Origin of the sequence: Halovibrio sp. HP20-59 (assembly GCF_033052795.2) — a bacterium.
Taxonomy (GTDB): Bacteria; Pseudomonadota; Gammaproteobacteria; order Pseudomonadales; family Halomonadaceae; genus Vreelandella.
In genome coordinates, this window is sequence record NZ_JAWJUW020000011.1 from 22,807 (window position 1) to 38,027 (window position 15,221).

The 15,221-nt window shown below is 54.9% G+C and carries 8 protein-coding genes; 2 read left to right on the forward strand and 6 right to left on the reverse strand.

Annotation, left to right across the window (positions count from 1 at the left end; genetic code table 11):
- Positions 1 to 10: 10 nt before the first annotated feature.
- The 4 genes from hrpA to RZA33_RS13020 all read right to left on the reverse strand — a co-directional run bounded on the left by hrpA (position 11) and on the right by RZA33_RS13020 (position 7,239).
- Positions 11 to 4,015 carry an ATP-dependent RNA helicase HrpA gene (gene hrpA / locus RZA33_RS13005; protein WP_317508146.1) on the reverse strand — a complete coding sequence of 1,335 codons (4,005 nt, stop codon included), beginning with the start codon at positions 4,013 to 4,015 and terminating at the stop codon, positions 11 to 13.
- A gap of 121 nt (positions 4,016 to 4,136) precedes the next feature.
- Complete coding sequence (locus RZA33_RS13010) at positions 4,137 to 5,807, reverse strand: AMP-binding protein (protein ID WP_317508147.1); 1,671 nt, start codon at positions 5,805 to 5,807, stop codon at positions 4,137 to 4,139.
- A gap of 193 nt (positions 5,808 to 6,000) precedes the next feature.
- A complete protein-coding gene (locus RZA33_RS13015; protein WP_317508148.1) occupies positions 6,001 to 6,780 on the reverse strand; it encodes a class II glutamine amidotransferase in 780 nt (259 codons plus the stop codon).
- A 33-nt stretch (positions 6,781 to 6,813) separates the two neighbouring features.
- Positions 6,814 to 7,239: a hypothetical protein gene (locus RZA33_RS13020; RefSeq protein ID WP_317508149.1), complete on the reverse strand. Its 426-nt coding sequence runs from the start codon at positions 7,237 to 7,239 to the stop codon at positions 6,814 to 6,816.
- A 62-nt stretch (positions 7,240 to 7,301) separates the two neighbouring features.
- On the opposite strand from RZA33_RS13020, the gene RZA33_RS13025 reads away from it, so the two are divergent.
- Complete coding sequence (locus RZA33_RS13025) at positions 7,302 to 9,386, forward strand: S9 family peptidase (RefSeq protein WP_317508150.1); 2,085 nt, start codon at positions 7,302 to 7,304, stop codon at positions 9,384 to 9,386.
- 90 nt (positions 9,387 to 9,476) lie between these two features.
- Here RZA33_RS13025 and RZA33_RS13030 read toward each other — a convergent pair whose 3' ends face one another.
- On the reverse strand, positions 9,477 to 10,922 hold the full coding sequence (locus RZA33_RS13030) for a methyl-accepting chemotaxis protein (RefSeq protein ID WP_317508151.1): 1,446 nt from the start codon (positions 10,920 to 10,922) through the stop codon (positions 9,477 to 9,479).
- Positions 10,923 to 11,301: 379 nt separating this feature from the next.
- On the opposite strand from RZA33_RS13030, the gene RZA33_RS13035 reads away from it, so the two are divergent.
- A complete protein-coding gene (locus tag RZA33_RS13035; protein WP_317508152.1) occupies positions 11,302 to 14,790 on the forward strand; it encodes a putative bifunctional diguanylate cyclase/phosphodiesterase in 3,489 nt (1,162 codons plus the stop codon).
- On the opposite strand, the gene RZA33_RS13040 is transcribed toward RZA33_RS13035, so the two are convergent.
- A complete protein-coding gene (locus RZA33_RS13040) occupies positions 14,755 to 15,210 on the reverse strand; it encodes a YcgN family cysteine cluster protein (RefSeq protein WP_317508153.1) in 456 nt (151 codons plus the stop codon). The genes RZA33_RS13035 and RZA33_RS13040 overlap by 36 nt on opposite strands.
- Positions 15,211 to 15,221: the final 11 nt, after the last annotated feature.

Below are 15,221 nucleotides of genomic sequence, written 5' to 3' on the forward strand. Positions count from 1 at the left end.
TAGCGAGAACCTAAACGCTAATGATCTCCTGCCAACGTTTTTCGAGTCGTTTAATTGAGACGGGCATACTCGTGCCCAGCTGCTGAGCAAATAGCGATACCCTTAACTCTTGCAGCCACCAGCCAAACGCGACTAATGCTGGGGCTTCCACCCGCCCGCGCCGCTCGCTTTCGCGGCTAGCATCAAAGCGTGCCTCTAATGCCTGGACATCTTGCATCATCATTTGATCGCGGCCACGCTCACGGGCGGCTTTTTCAAGCCGAATCAGCGCCGCCTCGGTATAGCGAGGGTATTCCTGCAACCATGGGCCCGCGTCGTGGATAAAACCGGGGTAAACCAAACGCTGCATCTGGGCGCTAACATCGCTGTACACCAGTGCTAAGGCAAAATTGAGCTTACCCTTTAACACTTTAGTCACCGCCAAGTGGCCTTGTAGCGCGGCTTCCACGCTCACCAGCAGGGATTTTGCCGCGTCGACGAGCTGATCCTGAGTCTCGTTTAGCCGCTGATTAAACGCTGCCTCCGAACGCGGCAGCGGGTGCTGTGCCACCACTTGGGTAAACACCGCTAGCAGCAAATCGTCGATCAACGCTTTTTTGCTGCCCACTTTGGCAAACAGCAGCGCGCACTTCTCAATACCCGGCAATTGCTTAATCGCTTTAACCTGTTCAGGAAGTTTAGCGATCGCCAACCGGGCGATACCCTCCTGGTGGGCGGCGTCGGCTTTCGCCGGGTGGTCGAACAGCGCCACCTTGAACTCGCTGGCTTCAGCGACCAGGGCAGGATACGCCTCTACGCGAATGCCTGCTTGTGTGGTGACTCGCGAAGCAGGCAGCGGCGTCTTGGGTAGCCCGGCAACAGCGGGTTCCTGGCTAACCTGTTCGGCCAACGCCTGGGCGCCTGCGCTGGCGGCTGCCTCAAAGCGCTGTTCTAGCGCACGCAGATCGCGCCCCTGCCCAAGGACTTCGCCCGCGTGATCAACCACACGGATATTCATGATTAGATGCGGTTCGAGCAGATCTAAACGCCAATCGTCGGGATGCACCCGCGTCGATGTCCGGCGGCGAATAAACTCCCCCAACGCCTCGGTTAACGGGCGCTGATCAGGCACCAGGGTTTCCAGCGCGGCATCCACCCAATCGGGAATGGGCACTACTTGGCGGCGGATGCTTTTCGGCAGCGATTTTAGCAGTGCAATACACTTTTCCCGAAGCAGCCCAGGTACCAGCCACTCCAGCGCATGAGCCGGCACTTGTGGCAGCATGGCGGCGGGAACGGTCAGCGTAACGCCGTCGTCCTCCGCTTCGGGGTCAAAGTGGTAGCTTACCGGATACGCGACGCCCGCCAGAACTAAATGATCAGGATACTGCGCCTGGGTCACGTCATCTGCATCGCGCGCCTTTAGCGAGTCAATATCGAAATACAGTAACTGCGGGTCTTGCTGCTCAGCCTGCTTACGCCAGTGTTCAAAGCCTTTTCCGTTAACAATATCGGCCGGAATCCGCCGGTCGTAAAAATCATAGAGCGTATCTTCATCGACCAGAATATCGCGCCGCCGAGCGCGATCTTCCAGTGCTTCGACTTCGTCGATCAAAGCGCGGTTATGAGCAAAGAAGGCACCTTTGGTTTGGAACTCCCCTTCCACCAGCGCACGGCGAATAAACAGTTCCCGGGATTCCTGAGGCGCGATGGGCCCGTAATGTACTTTACGCCGGGCCACAATCGGTAGGCCAAACAGCGTGACTTGCTCAAAGGCAACCACCTGGGCGCGCTTCATTTCCCAGTGCGGTTCGCTGTAGCTGCGCTTAACCAAGTGCTGCGCTTGGGGTTCAATCCACTGCGGGTCGATTTTGGCCACGGTGCGGGCAAACAGCTTGGAGGTTTCTATCAGCTCAAACGCCATAATCCACTTGGGCGATTTCTTGGCCAACCCTGAGCCGGGATGAATCATAAACTTGCGATTGCGCGCGCCAAGATACTCGCGGTTTTCCAGCAGCGTACCCAAGTTAGAGAGCAGCCCTGAAAGCAGCGCCTGGTGCACTTTTCCCGACGTTTTGCGCCGCGTTTGGCGCGCCTGTTCTTCATTCTCATCTTCATTGCGGGGCGGCGGCGCAGGCACCTCAATGTCCATATCGCGAAGTAGCTGGCGCAGTTGGCGGAAGGTGTCGTGCCACTCGCGCATGCGCAGGTAGTTAATGTAGTGCTCACGGCACCAGCGGCGCAGTTGATTCCCCGACAGCGCCTCGCGGGCATTCTCAATGCCGTACCAAAGATTCAGCAAGGCGACAAAATCAGAATCCGGGTCGTGCCAGCGCTGGTGGGCCTGATCGGCGGCTTGGCGTTTATCGGCAGGCCGGTCGCGGGGATCTTGAATGGCCAGCGCGGAGACTACAATCAGCACGTCGCGCAGGCTGCCGTGTTCAGCGCCCGCCAGCACCATGCGCGCTAAGCGTGGGTCAATCGGCAGCCGCGCCAGCTTACGGCCCAGCGGGGAGAGGCGCTGCTGCTCATCCACCGCGCCCAGCTCAAACAGTAGCCGAAAACCGTCTTTCACAAAGCGGCTATCCGGTGGGTCAACAAACGGAAACGCCTCTATGTCGCCTAGCTTGAGCCCCAACATCGACAAAATCACCGACGCTAGGTTGGTGCGCTGAATTTCCGGGTCGGTAAACCCAGGGCGCGCTAAAAAATCTTCTTCGCTGTAAAGACGTATACAAACGCCCTCGGCGATCCGCCCGCAACGTCCTTTGCGCTGATTGGCGCTGGCTTGGCTAACCGCCTCTACCGGTAGGCGCTGAATTTTGGAGCGGTAGCTATAGCGACTGATACGCACCAGCCCTGGGTCAATCACGTAGCGAATACCGGGCACCGTCAGTGAGGTTTCGGCAACGTTAGTGGCCAGTACAATGCGCCGACCACGGTGCGGCGCAAACACGCGATTTTGCTCTTCGTTGGAGAGTCTGGCGTAGAGCGGCAGGATTTCGGTGCCCTTCAGCTCGGCACGGCGCAGGGTATCGGCGGTTTCGCGAATCTCGCGCTCGCCAGGTAAAAACACCAGCACATCGCGGGGGCCGTGCAGCCAGCCTTTTTCGCGCTCAATGGCCTCAATCTCTTCCACCGCGTGCAGAATACCCTCTTGTAGCGTGCGATCTTCTTCGTCGTCTTCATCGCGTACCAGCGGCCGGTAGTGCACTTCTACGGGGTAGGTACGACCGGTGACCTCCACTACCGGTGCGGGCGCTTTGGCCGTACCGAAGTGCTTGGCGAAGCGTTCTACGTCAATGGTCGCTGAGGTAATGATGACTTTCAGATCGGGCCGTTTCGGCAACAGGCGTTTAAGGTAGCCGAGCAGAAAGTCGATATTCAGGCTGCGCTCGTGGGCTTCATCAATAATGATGGTGTCGTAACGCAGCAGCAGCGGATCATTCTGCGTTTCGGCCAGCAAAATGCCGTCGGTCATTAGTTTGACTAACGTGCTGGGGGTACTCTGATCGCTGAAACGCACCTGGTAGCCCACCTGCTCGCCCAGGGACACTTCGAGTTCTTCGGCCAAGCGCCCGGCGACGCTGCGCGCCGCCAATCGACGCGGCTGGGTATGGCCGATCAAACCACGACGGCCGCGCCCCAGTTCCAAGCACATTTTAGGTAGCTGGGTGGTTTTACCTGAGCCGGTCTCCCCGGCAATGACCACCACTTGGTGGTCGCGTATGGCGTTGAGGATATCGTCCCGCCGCTCGACCACGGGTAGTTCCGGCGGGTAGTTAAGGGCGACCTTTTGGCTTTCGCGCTGGCTGAGCTGCTGCTGGGCGCGGTTAACCTCGCGCTGCACTTCGTCCAAACCACGGCTAATCGGTTTATTATCGCGCAGGCGGCGACTCAAACCGGCCAGGCGACGTTCCAGCCGCTCAGCATCGCGCAGCATCACATCGCCCGCGGCCTGCTTGAGCGACGCGAGACGTTGGCTATCGGTGGGTGCTGGGGATGTGTCGGTGGTCACGATAGAGTCGGCTTCCATTCGCTTAGGGGCTTGAGTGGTTCAAAAAATCGGCCCGCTCATGTAAGCGGGCAGACTATTGTAACGCTTTCAACTCCTCGACACCTAACCACTGATCGAGTGTTTATTAATAGTTATCTGGTTACGTTTCCGAGGGTTCCTCATCACGCAGCTGGCGGCGCAACACCTTACCCACATTAGTTTTGGGTAGCTCATCGCGAAACTCAATGCTCTTGGGGACCTTGTAGCCAGTGAGCTCTTTTTTGCACCAGTCGCGCAGGGTCTTTTCATCTAGCTGGGCGTTTTTGCTCACCACAAACAGTTTGATAGCCTCGCCGGCATTTTCATCGGGCACACCCACAGCAGCCGACTCAAGCACATCCGGGTGGGCAGCCACCACATCCTCAACTTCATTAGGATAAACATTGAAGCCCGAGACCAGAATCATGTCTTTTTTGCGGTCGACAATGCGGATGTAGCCATCCTCTTGGAGGACAGCAATATCGCCGGTGTAAAACCAACCATCCGCATCGATAGAGTGGCGGGTTTCGTCTTCGCGCTGCCAATAACCTTTCATCACCTGCGGCCCTTGCACGCATAGCTCGCCGGGCTCGCCCAGCGCCACGTCATTGCCATCCGTGTCGACAACTTTTACCGCCGTGCCTGCCACGGGCTTACCAATGGTGCCCAACTGAATCGCATCATTGGGGTTGAAGCTTACGATAGGCGATGTCTCGGTCAGGCCATAACCTTCAGCAATGGGGCAGCCAGTGGTTTCTTCCCAACGCTGCGCTGACGCCTTGGTAAGCGCCATACCGCCTGAAATGGTCAGTTTTAGCTTGGAAAAATCCAGCTGTTTAAAATCGTCGCGATTACACAGCGCGTTAAATAACGTATTGAGCCCGATAAACGCAGTGAAAGGCAGCCCCTTGAGCTCCTTCACAAAAGCGTCCAGGTCGCGTGGGTTGGTGATCAATAAGGAGTGGTTACCGGTCTCCATCAAGAACAGGCAATTCACGGTAAAGGTATAGATGTGATAAACCGGTAACGGAGCGATAACCAGCTCTTCGCCATCGGTCAGGTGAGAGCCAATGGCCTCGCGGGCCTGCAGCATGTTCGCCACTAGATTCCGGTGGGTGAGCATTGCGCCCTTAGGCCTGCCAGTGGTGCCACCGGTGTACTGCAGCGCTGCTAAATCGTCGGGACGTCGCTTCACATCGGTATGATTTAGCGAAGCGCCTTTTTTCAGCGCATCCCGAAAACCAACCGCACTGGGCAGCGAATAGGCTGGCACCATTTTCTTAACGTGCTTCACCACTGCATTGATTAACCAGCGCTTGGGCACATCGTGCAAGTCGGCCAACTGGGTGACTAAAACGTGCTTGATATCTGTTTTATCGAGCACTTTCTCCAGCTTGCTCGCCATATTAGCCAAAATTACAATGGCTTTGGCATTGGAGTCTTTGAACTGATTGGCCATTTCCCGCTCGGTATAAAGCGGGTTGGTATTGACCACCACCAGGCCTGCCCGTAGCGCACCAAATACCGCGACGAGGAACTGCAGTACGTTAGGCAGTTGAATGGCAATACGGTCACCGGGTGCTAGGTCCGTTGCGTGCTGTAGCCACGCAGCAAAATCCGCCGACAGGCGGTCAAGCTCGGCAAAACTAAGCGTTTTCCCCATACAGGAAAAGGCAGGCTTATCTTTGAACCGCTCTACTGCGGTATGAAAAACATCCGTGACTGAATCGTATTGATCCAACCCTTCAAGCGCTGGGCCACGTAATACGGCGGCGTTGGCGTGTTCGCTCATGGGCAATCTCCGCTATGGGTGTCGGCGTGATCACCGACTTGTTGTTGTCGCGAGGCTATGTCTGACACTGGCTGCGCAAACCCTAAATTAACAGGCCAACGATATACGACACTTGGCAAGCTGTAAAACGCACGATTGAAACTTGCGTTTCAACTTTAGCCCATAGCCACTCAAACCTGAGTAGGTTGTTTCTTTATGGACAGTAACGCGCTTGAATTTCTCCATCGCGCCAGACCAATAGCTCGCCCGGCGCCATTCGCTGCCATGCTTCATTGTGAGTGAGCGGCTCGGTGGCGATTACTGAAACGATGTCGTCAGGCGTGGTGTGTTCGGCAAAATTCACCGTCATCTCAGCGTCGGAGAGCTCCGCATCGCCAAAGGGCGCGCAGCGGGTAATATGCGCAAGCTTGGTGGTGCAGAACGTATACAAATAGCCACCATCCGAGAGCAGCATATTAAACACGCCCAGCGCCCTTAGTTGCTCACACAGCTGGTGCAAGCGCTCCCAAAGCATTGTGGGATCTGCCGGCGGCGTCGGAAAGGCACGCCGCAGCTCACCCATCAGCCAGCAGTAGGCGTGCTCACTATCGGTATTGCCCACCGGGGTATAGGTTCCTAGCGGTAGGCTTTCCCAACCGCTTAGCTGACCATTGTGCGCATAGCACCAGGGACGCCCCCACATTTCACGCGTAAAGGGGTGCGTATTGGCAAGCTTCACGCCACCCACATTGGCTTGACGAATATGGCTGATCACCACGTGGGACTTAATCGGGTAATCGCAAATCAGCCGCGCAATGGGGGAATCGACAGAAGGATGGGGGTCGCGAAAATCGCGGTAACCGCCCTCTTCGTAGAAGGCAATGCCCCAACCATCGCGATGAGGGCCGGTGCCCCCACCGCGGTGCAAAAAGCCCGAAAAGCTAAAACAGATATCGGTGGGCACATTAGCGCTCATACCCAGCAGTTCACACATTCGTAGATCTCAAGCAGGTGATCCAATGCGCCATCATCCAATCACCGGTTCACGGCGGCGTTGAGCGTCAACGTTACTGTTGTTTTCTGGCTCATCGTCAACAACTTCATACTCACTAGGACGACGCCACCACCAAAGAGCAATGCCGATAAGCGCGCCTAACGCCACACCCAATACCAGCCACATCAGCCCGCCACGCAGCGCCGCGCCATTATTTTCTAAGAAGCCTACCGCCGACACCATCGCCGAAGGTGCCCAACCAGTATAAAATTCACCTTCTTCTATTAGCGGCAGTCGGAAAGAAGCGGGCGCCCATATCGCCCCAGCGATAGACCAGGTTAGCACTAGGCGTGGCAAGCGAGGCAGGAAAGTGAGCGCAAAATAGACCGCGACAATCACCAATAGCGACAGCCCGTAATAACTCAACCAGAGCAATGACATTGAATCTGTAGACAGCATAATACCCCTTCTGTGGGTAAACTCACCCGACGTTGATTTCCCGTTATGGTACCTATGAATTTATGAAAGCACAGCCAGGCATGCACTCAGGCTTACCCGCTTCGCGCTATTATCGCGCGAATGACCCCCAATGGCACTGGCTAGAAGAGCGCGACGACCCAGAGGTAAGTGCCTTTTTAGAAGCTGCCAACCAGCAGCAGGCGGCATGGTTTGCTCCGCTTGCCCCGTTAGAGGAAGCGTTATACCAAAGCCACCTTGCGCGGCGCGAATTAGCCGTAAACAGCCTTAAGACAACGCTTGACCACTTCACGTTCTGGAACGAAACCGGTGCCGAGGACGATTATCCGCGTTGGTGGCGCCACCCCAACAGCCATCCTGAGCAAAGTGAATGCTTCTTTGATGTTTGCGCCCGCGCCGCCGAGCACGATTTTTATGACATGGGCGACATGGCGCTTTCACCTGATGAGCAGTGGCTGGCCTGGACCGAGGATACCCAGGGTGATGAGCGCTTTAACTTGTGGCTAAAAGCGCTGCCTAGCGGGACGCCGATACAGCTGCTGAGTGACATAGGCGCGGGCCTATGCTGGGCAGAGGACCAAACCGTTAACACGGCTACCCTGCTATTCACTCGCTTTGATGCCACCCAGCGACCCGACAGTATATGGCGGCTATCCCTCTCGTTAGTCGAACCTGACGCTACAACAGAGCCGGTACTGGTGTTACGCGAAGAGGACTCAGAGTTTTGGCTCGGTATCGGTAAAACGCGTTCGCGGGACTGGTTACTGCTTGAAAGCGGCTCAAAGGACACCAGCGAAATTCACCTGCTACCAGCACACTCGCCTGCCACGACGCCACGCTGTATCCAGCCCCGCCAAGCGGGGGTTGAGTACAGCATTGACCACCGCCCCGGCAGCTTTTATCGCTTGCACAACCAAACAGGGGCTCACTTTCAACTCGACTACCTGCCCGAAGCGCAACTGGGCCACGCCCAGCCTAGCTGGAAAGCATTAATCGCACATCGCCAAGACGTAACGCTTGAGGGCGTTGACGCCTTCACTTGGGGTCTGATGCTTGCCGAGCGCGATCATGCCCAAGCACAGGTATATTTGCGTCGCTTAGTCTTTGATACTCGTCACAGCTGCACACTTGATGAACACCTTGCGCTGCCCGAACAGCCATGCTCGCAAATGCTCGAAGATGCCCCCCACTTCGACAGTCAGGTACTGCGTCTGCGCGAAGAGTCGTTTACCCAGCCTCCCAGCTGGTTTGCTCTCGACCTAAACAGCGGCGAGCGGACGCTGCTAAAACGTGTGCCTGTTTACGGTAGCCTTCAGCCAGAGCAACTGACCAGCAGCCGCCTCTGGGCGACAAGTCACGATGGCGAGCAAGTGCCCATTTCGGTCGTTAGGCGCGCCGATCTAGCGGATCAGCCATTGCCCACCCTGCTGTATGGCTATGGTGCCTACGGCGAGGCGCTTGACCCGTGGTTTTCTATCGCCCGTTTGGAGCTTTTAGAGCGAGGAGCGGCGTTTGCCGTTGCGCATGTCAGAGGCGGCGGCGAGCGTGGGGAACCTTGGTACTTAAACGGCAAGATGACCCACAAAGAAAACAGCTTTAACGATTTCTTGGCAGCGCGGGAAGCTCTAGTTGAACAGGGGATTAGCGATGCTCAGCGAATAGCGGCATATGGCGCCAGCGCCGGTGGGCTACTCATAGGCACCTGTATCAACCGGGCACCGGAAAAATTCTGTGCCGCGCTGCTAGACGTGCCTTTCTTAGACGTGTTGCGCACCATGCAAAACCCCGAGCTTCCGCTAACCACTGCAGAGTATAGCGAATGGGGCAATCCTGAAGCCCCGGAGGTCGCCGAGCGAATCCGTAATTATTCGCCCATCGATAATATTAAAGCGCAGGCATACCCTGCTTTGTGGATTGAGGGCAGCTGGTTTGATACTCGGGTAAGCTACTGGGAACCCGCCAAGTTTTATGCCCAGGTAGCGCAACAGCAGCAAGCAGCAGCGCCGGTGCTAATGCGTACCGACATGAGCAGTGGCCATGGTGGCGCGTCCGGTCGCTTTAAAGCCTGGCGTGATACCGCGCGCCAAGATGCGTTTATTCTTTGGGCGCTGGGTTTAAGCCCTGAATAAAGCCTCTCACCAGAATAAACAGAGCCCGCTGAAGCGGGCTCTGTTGGATGGGCAGCCATACCACCTCCTTGGTGATGCGATCGTGGTCGACTATACTCGGCTCAAGGCAAGCGACTGCGGTTGCGAAGCATCAGCCTCTGACTCTGCCGGTAATTTGAAACCACTAACGGCCTCAAGTAATACATCCGCCGTTTGCGACAAGTTCTCAGCCATTTGATGCGCTTCAGTCACGGAACGGTTAGATACCTCTAACGCGTCGTGCATTTCATTAACGCTGCTTTCGAGCTCTTCAATGCCTTGGTTTTGCTGCTGTAGCGCGTTGTCCATCCCAGTAAGACGTCCAGCCACCTCCTCAAACGAGTCGATCAGCCGCTGGGTTGTCTCCTGAGCAAAGTCGGTTTGTGCTACGCCATCCTTTACCTGCTTCTCAATCAAAGTAACGTTATCGCGAATACGCCCTGCCGTGTCTTGCGTATTACCGGCCAGCTTTCTGACTTCACTGGCAACCACTGCAAAACCACGCCCCTGCTCACCAGCTCGGGCCGCTTCTACTGAAGCGTTAAGGGCCAATAAATTGGTCTGGAAGGTAATGTGATCAATCTCTGCCAGCATGCTACTAATTTGTTTGGCCTGTTGCTCAAGCGTGCGCATCAGGCTTCGAATGGCTTGCATTTGCTCACCGTTATCGCGCACGGCGGTTTCTGCAGTTGCGGCCAAACGGCGTACTTGCTGAGATTCATGCACTGTTTCGCGGGTTGTCGCTGAAAGCTGGGTAGCGCTGGTGGAAATGCGCTCGGTCTGGCTCACATTACGGGCAATTTGTTCGCTTAGCAGGTCCTGGGCCGCGAACAGCTGTTCGCTCAGACCATGGGAACTTTGCGCGGCTTGCTGCGTCTTCCTAAGGCTTGAAGCCACTTGGTCGCGCATGGCAATAATCGCAGCAACGCCGGGTAAGCCATGCTGCTGTGCGGAAAAGACCATATCTAGCTTGCCGTCGCTGGCTTGGTGGGCAAAGTGGCTAACGTGCTGGCTCTCGGCAACCATCCGGGCGAGCACTTTGGCTAGATAACCCAAAATGGCGACTTGCACAACCACAGCACCTGCATGCATGAATAAGCAGGTAATTAACTCAGCTAAGCCATGCTGGGCATTATGATCGCTACCCACCATACCGCTATACAAATCCACATACCCAAGGTGTTGCAGCCAGGTAAACAGCAGGTGATGAAGCGCAACGACAAGCCCACCGAAGGCTATAACGCGCCAATCACTGTATAAAATCAGTACCGATAACAGAATAAAAATACTGAAGTGCGCTTCGATCAAACCACCTGATTGTTCGATTAACACGGCCGACCAGCCCATCAACACCGCCGCTTTTAGAAACCCGTTGCGCGCATAGCCTCTCCAACGCCGTTGCACCCAGGCGGTTAGTGGCAAGGTAAGCACCGCATAACTAAGAACAATCGCAAGGGTTTGCGTAAACACCCCAACCGCAAAACAAAGCGCTGTGATCAAGCCAATAGGTAACCACATCACTCGGTCCGTATTCACCGTATGGTTTGAGATCAATGCTGAAGACATCAAATACCTCGTAGGGCTTTAGTACTAACGCCCTACAGAGCAGCTAAGTACTAATAATATGTTAAGTTGGGCATGCAGACAGGCAAAACACCGTACAAAACCTATACAAACGAAAAATAACGCATACGTTTATAAGTAAGGTAGTGTGTATTGACGATGCTAGGGCAATATAAATACGAAGTGCTCGGCTTACAATACGACCAAACTCTGTGCATGGCGTTTTATCGCCGTTAAGGCATTGACGGGCCCGTTCGACACCAAAAATAAAACTGTAGGCACATGATATGCTTAGCTTTAATGACCCTGTCGGCGGCTTTGTGAACAATTGTCGATGAACGTCAACAATCGCGAGCTTGCCCTTCAAGCAGGCTTGCTGATGCTGCTGGTAACCACTGTCGTGATTGGTGCCGGTGGCTTCTTGCTAGGCTATTTTCCTGACATACACCAGCCGCAACCGCTCACTTTGCTGCCGGATAGCGCTCTGGCCATCCTCTTGTGCGGGCTAGGGCTGAGTGCAGTGATGGCCAACTTTACACGCTGCCGCCAAGCGACAGCGCTTGCCCTCGTCGTGCTTGCTGGCTACACGCTAATACACAACCACCTGGATGACTCATCTCAGGCAACTTCTTTACTCAACAACCACGCCCGGCTGCCCAACCAAGCCGTTCCAACCCTAATAATGGCAGGGTTTTGCCTCTGGATAGGGCCGCAGGGAAGATGGCAACGTCGCCTTTGGCAGCTAGGTGGCCTGTTTTTGTGGGCAATTGGCGGCATTACCTTAGCCGCCTACTATCATTGGCCAGTGCCTATATGGTTACCACGTGCTAGCGAGCTGATCCCAGGACTGCTTTGCTTCCTCTTTGGGATTGCCATGCTAATGGTGAGCCTCCAGATCCCACACCTCAAAGCCTCTTTAAGCAATGCCGCCGTGTTGGCGGGTATTATTGGCGTTAGCTTGAGTATGTGTGGTTGGTTTTTAGTGAGTTGGAACCAGCATCAAGAAACGCGGCAAAGTGCCCATCTGAGCCTGGAAGGCATTGCGATCAACATTGAACAAACCTTGACATCGCGAGCCATTGTGCTTGAGCGTTTAGCCAAACGATGGCACAACGTTTTCGCTGACGCCGCGTCCCGTCGCCGAGAAATAGAGCGCTATTGGACAGATTACCCAAGCATATTAGCCATCGCCTACTCAACGCCACCAACAAATAATCGCTGGCGCAGCGCTCGCCATGACGATGCCTTATTCTGGTTGGAGAATCAGCTCGATACCTTATCCACGTTGACGTGGCTTAATCAGCAGCGGAACACCTTACAGTGGGCGTTTCCCGACTATGAGCAGCCCACTCGAGCGCTACTTTCCATTCAGCCCCCCGGCCAGGGCTACCGAGTGGTATCTGCCATCGACATGGCCCGGCTCATTGACCATGGAATCAGCGCAGCCAACGGCACCTTTACACTGCATATCACGCATAATAACGGCTACCTAATTGACCAGGGTAACGGCTTACTGCCCGCGGCGGCGCCCACTCCGCCGGCGGCAATCCTTGCAGATCACACCCTTGTATTACCCGGTGGAACAATACTCAACCTGAGCCTCACTCAGCGCTACGATCAACCTGCAACGCTCGCTGACTATATTGCCGCAGCCGTGGGTATTGTTGGGCTACTGCTGACCTATCAGCTGGTTTTCAGTCTTGCCTTGATAGCTGCGCGAGCCCAGCGCACTCGCGAGCTTTCCAAAGCCAAAGAAACGCTACAAGACAGCGAACAGCGATTTCGCTCGCTGTTTACGCAAAACCCCGATGCGGTGTTTTCCCTGGACCTCAACGGCCGTCTATTAAGCGTGAACAGGTCCGTCGCCACCTTGTTTGAGAGCAGCGAAAAACACATTGTCGGCCGTCACTGGCGAGATTTCATTCCAGCTGAAAGCCACCCTGCCGTTAATGCGGCTTTCCAGCGCGCGTTACAGGGCGTTGCTCAGCGATTCGACTTGGACGTAATCAGCCAACAAGGCAATACGCGACAGCTGGATGTCTCATTTCTGCCCACCGTCGTCATGGACGAGGTGGTAGGGGTTTACGGAGTGACCAAAGAGATGACGGCATTACGTCAAAAGGAGTCACAGCTGCGTATTTACCAGCGCAGCTTGGAAGCCAGTAGCAATGGTATTTTGATTTGTGAAGCACTCAAGGACGATTACCCGATTTTGTATGTTAATCCAGCCTTCGTCGCCATCACCGGCTATCAACTTGACGAAATAAAGGGGCTAAACTGCCGCTTTTTACAAGGCCAAGACACTGACCCGAAGGACGCTGATGCGATCCAGCACGCGCTTGATCAGGAGCAGGAAATTGGTTTAACTGTTCGCAACTATCGCAAAAACGGCCAAGCGTTCTGGAATAGCCTATTTATCTCCCCAGTACGCGCCCCCGGCCGTGGCGTAACGCATTTTGTGGTTAGCATTAACGATATATCAGAGCGCCGAGACCATGAAAACGCACTGGCCTTCCATGCTACCCACGATGCGCTGACTAGCCTTGGCAACCGCGCGCTATTTGAAGATCACTTACGCCACGACGTTGAACTCGCCAAGCGCCATCAGCAACATTTAGCTGTCTTATTTATCGATCTCGATGAATTTAAACCGATTAACGATACGCTAGGCCATAGCATTGGCGACCAGATCCTTATCCATGTTGCCCGTCGGCTTGAACAAGCCATCAGGCCTTCCGATACGCTATGCCGCCTGGGTGGGGACGAATTCGTATTGCTATTGCCAGATCTGGATAGCGCCCAACAAGCAGAAGATATCGCTAAACGCCTGCTTGAAGGACTTGCCCAGCCTTATTACATTGGCCGCCATGAACTCTATGTATCGGCAAGTATTGGTATTGCCCTTAATGATAAGCATCTGCTTTACCCGGCAGAGCTTATTCAGCAGGCCGATATGGCGATGTATAAAGCCAAGCAGCAGGGTCGCAACACTTTTCAAACCTTCACTCAGGATATTAACCAAAAGCTTACCCAGCGAGTGACGCTAAGAAATGATTTACCCGAAGCGATTCTCAACGAACAGTTTGAGTTGCATTACCAACCGCTGTTAACACGCGCCGGCAGCGTTCATGGTTTTGAAGCCCTATTGCGCTGGAACCACCCCGAAAAAGGCCTCATCCCCCCGGACTTGTTTATTCCCATTGCCGAAGAGACGGGGCAAATTATTGCGCTAGGCCAGTGGATTATAGAGCGCGCCGCGCGAGATTTCCTTGCGCTTGAGCCGCAGCTTTCACCACGCTGCCGCATGGCCGTTAACCTTTCTCCAGTGCAGTTTCACCGGCCGAGTTTTCTCAACACGCTCAGCGATACGCTAGCAGCGACTGGGCTAAGTGCCCACTCGCTTGAACTTGAGTTAACCGAAGGTATTTTAATGAACGATACTGATGCGGCGATAGCGTCCCTGCATGCACTACGCGCATTAGGAGTGAGCATTGCGATAGACGATTTTGGTACCGGCTTTTCGAGTTTAAGCTATTTGCGCCACTTGCCTATTGATAAAGTAAAAATCGATCGCAGCTTCATCAACAGTATTGCCAGCAACAGTAAAGACGCCGCCGTTGTACAAGGCATCATTGCTCTAGCCCACCATCTTGAGCTGGTGGTTGTGGCAGAAGGAGTGGAGACATCCCAGCAGCAGCAACAGCTGGCTGCGTTGAACTGCGATGTATTTCAAGGTTATCTATTCGCGCGCCCCATGCCTTTTGCGGCGCTTCAGACGTGGTTGGAATTACATCGGCAGCACAGCGATGATGTGCGACTCTAGCTGCTGCTCGGGCACCTCATCTTGCGATACTGCAAAGCCGCGGACACTAATCCCTTTACGGTGAACGCGCTCGGCATCATTACTCAAAAGCGGATGCCAGCCCGCCAGTTTGCGGCCTTCAGCGAGACGCCGATAGCCACAGCTTTGCGGCAGCCAGGTGAATTCTTTGACCAGGGCCGGAGTAAGCTGTGTGCAGTCGGGCACGCTGTCAAAACGGTTGGGATAATCGCTGCACTGACAGCTGTGAGTGTCTAGTAGACGGCAAGCGACATTCAACACCGCTAACTCCTGAGTGTCTTCGTCGTGCAGCTTTAATAAACAGCACTGCCCGCAGCCATCGCAGAGCGCCTCCCATTCCTGGGGCGTTAGTTCTTCGAGACTAAAACGCTCCCAAAAACGTTCGCGCATTGTGGTTTCCATCGTTTCCTCCC

Excerpts from the sequence above, each read along its gene's own strand:
- hrpA (WP_317508146.1), bottom strand. The coding sequence starts at position 4,015 with ATGGAAGCCGACTCTATCGTGACCACCGACACATCCCCAGCACCCACC.
- RZA33_RS13010 (WP_317508147.1), bottom strand. The coding sequence starts at position 5,807 with ATGAGCGAACACGCCAACGCCGCCGTATTACGTGGCCCAGCGCTTGAA.
- RZA33_RS13015 (WP_317508148.1), bottom strand. The coding sequence starts at position 6,780 with ATGTGTGAACTGCTGGGTATGAGCGCTAATGTGCCCACCGATATCTGT.
- RZA33_RS13020 (WP_317508149.1), bottom strand. The coding sequence starts at position 7,239 with ATGCTGTCTACAGATTCAATGTCATTGCTCTGGTTGAGTTATTACGGG.
- RZA33_RS13025 (WP_317508150.1), top strand. The coding sequence starts at position 7,302 with ATGAAAGCACAGCCAGGCATGCACTCAGGCTTACCCGCTTCGCGCTAT.
- RZA33_RS13030 (WP_317508151.1), bottom strand. The coding sequence starts at position 10,922 with ATGTGGTTACCTATTGGCTTGATCACAGCGCTTTGTTTTGCGGTTGGG.
- RZA33_RS13035 (WP_317508152.1), top strand. The coding sequence starts at position 11,302 with ATGAACGTCAACAATCGCGAGCTTGCCCTTCAAGCAGGCTTGCTGATG.
- RZA33_RS13040 (WP_317508153.1), bottom strand. The coding sequence starts at position 15,210 with ATGGAAACCACAATGCGCGAACGTTTTTGGGAGCGTTTTAGTCTCGAA.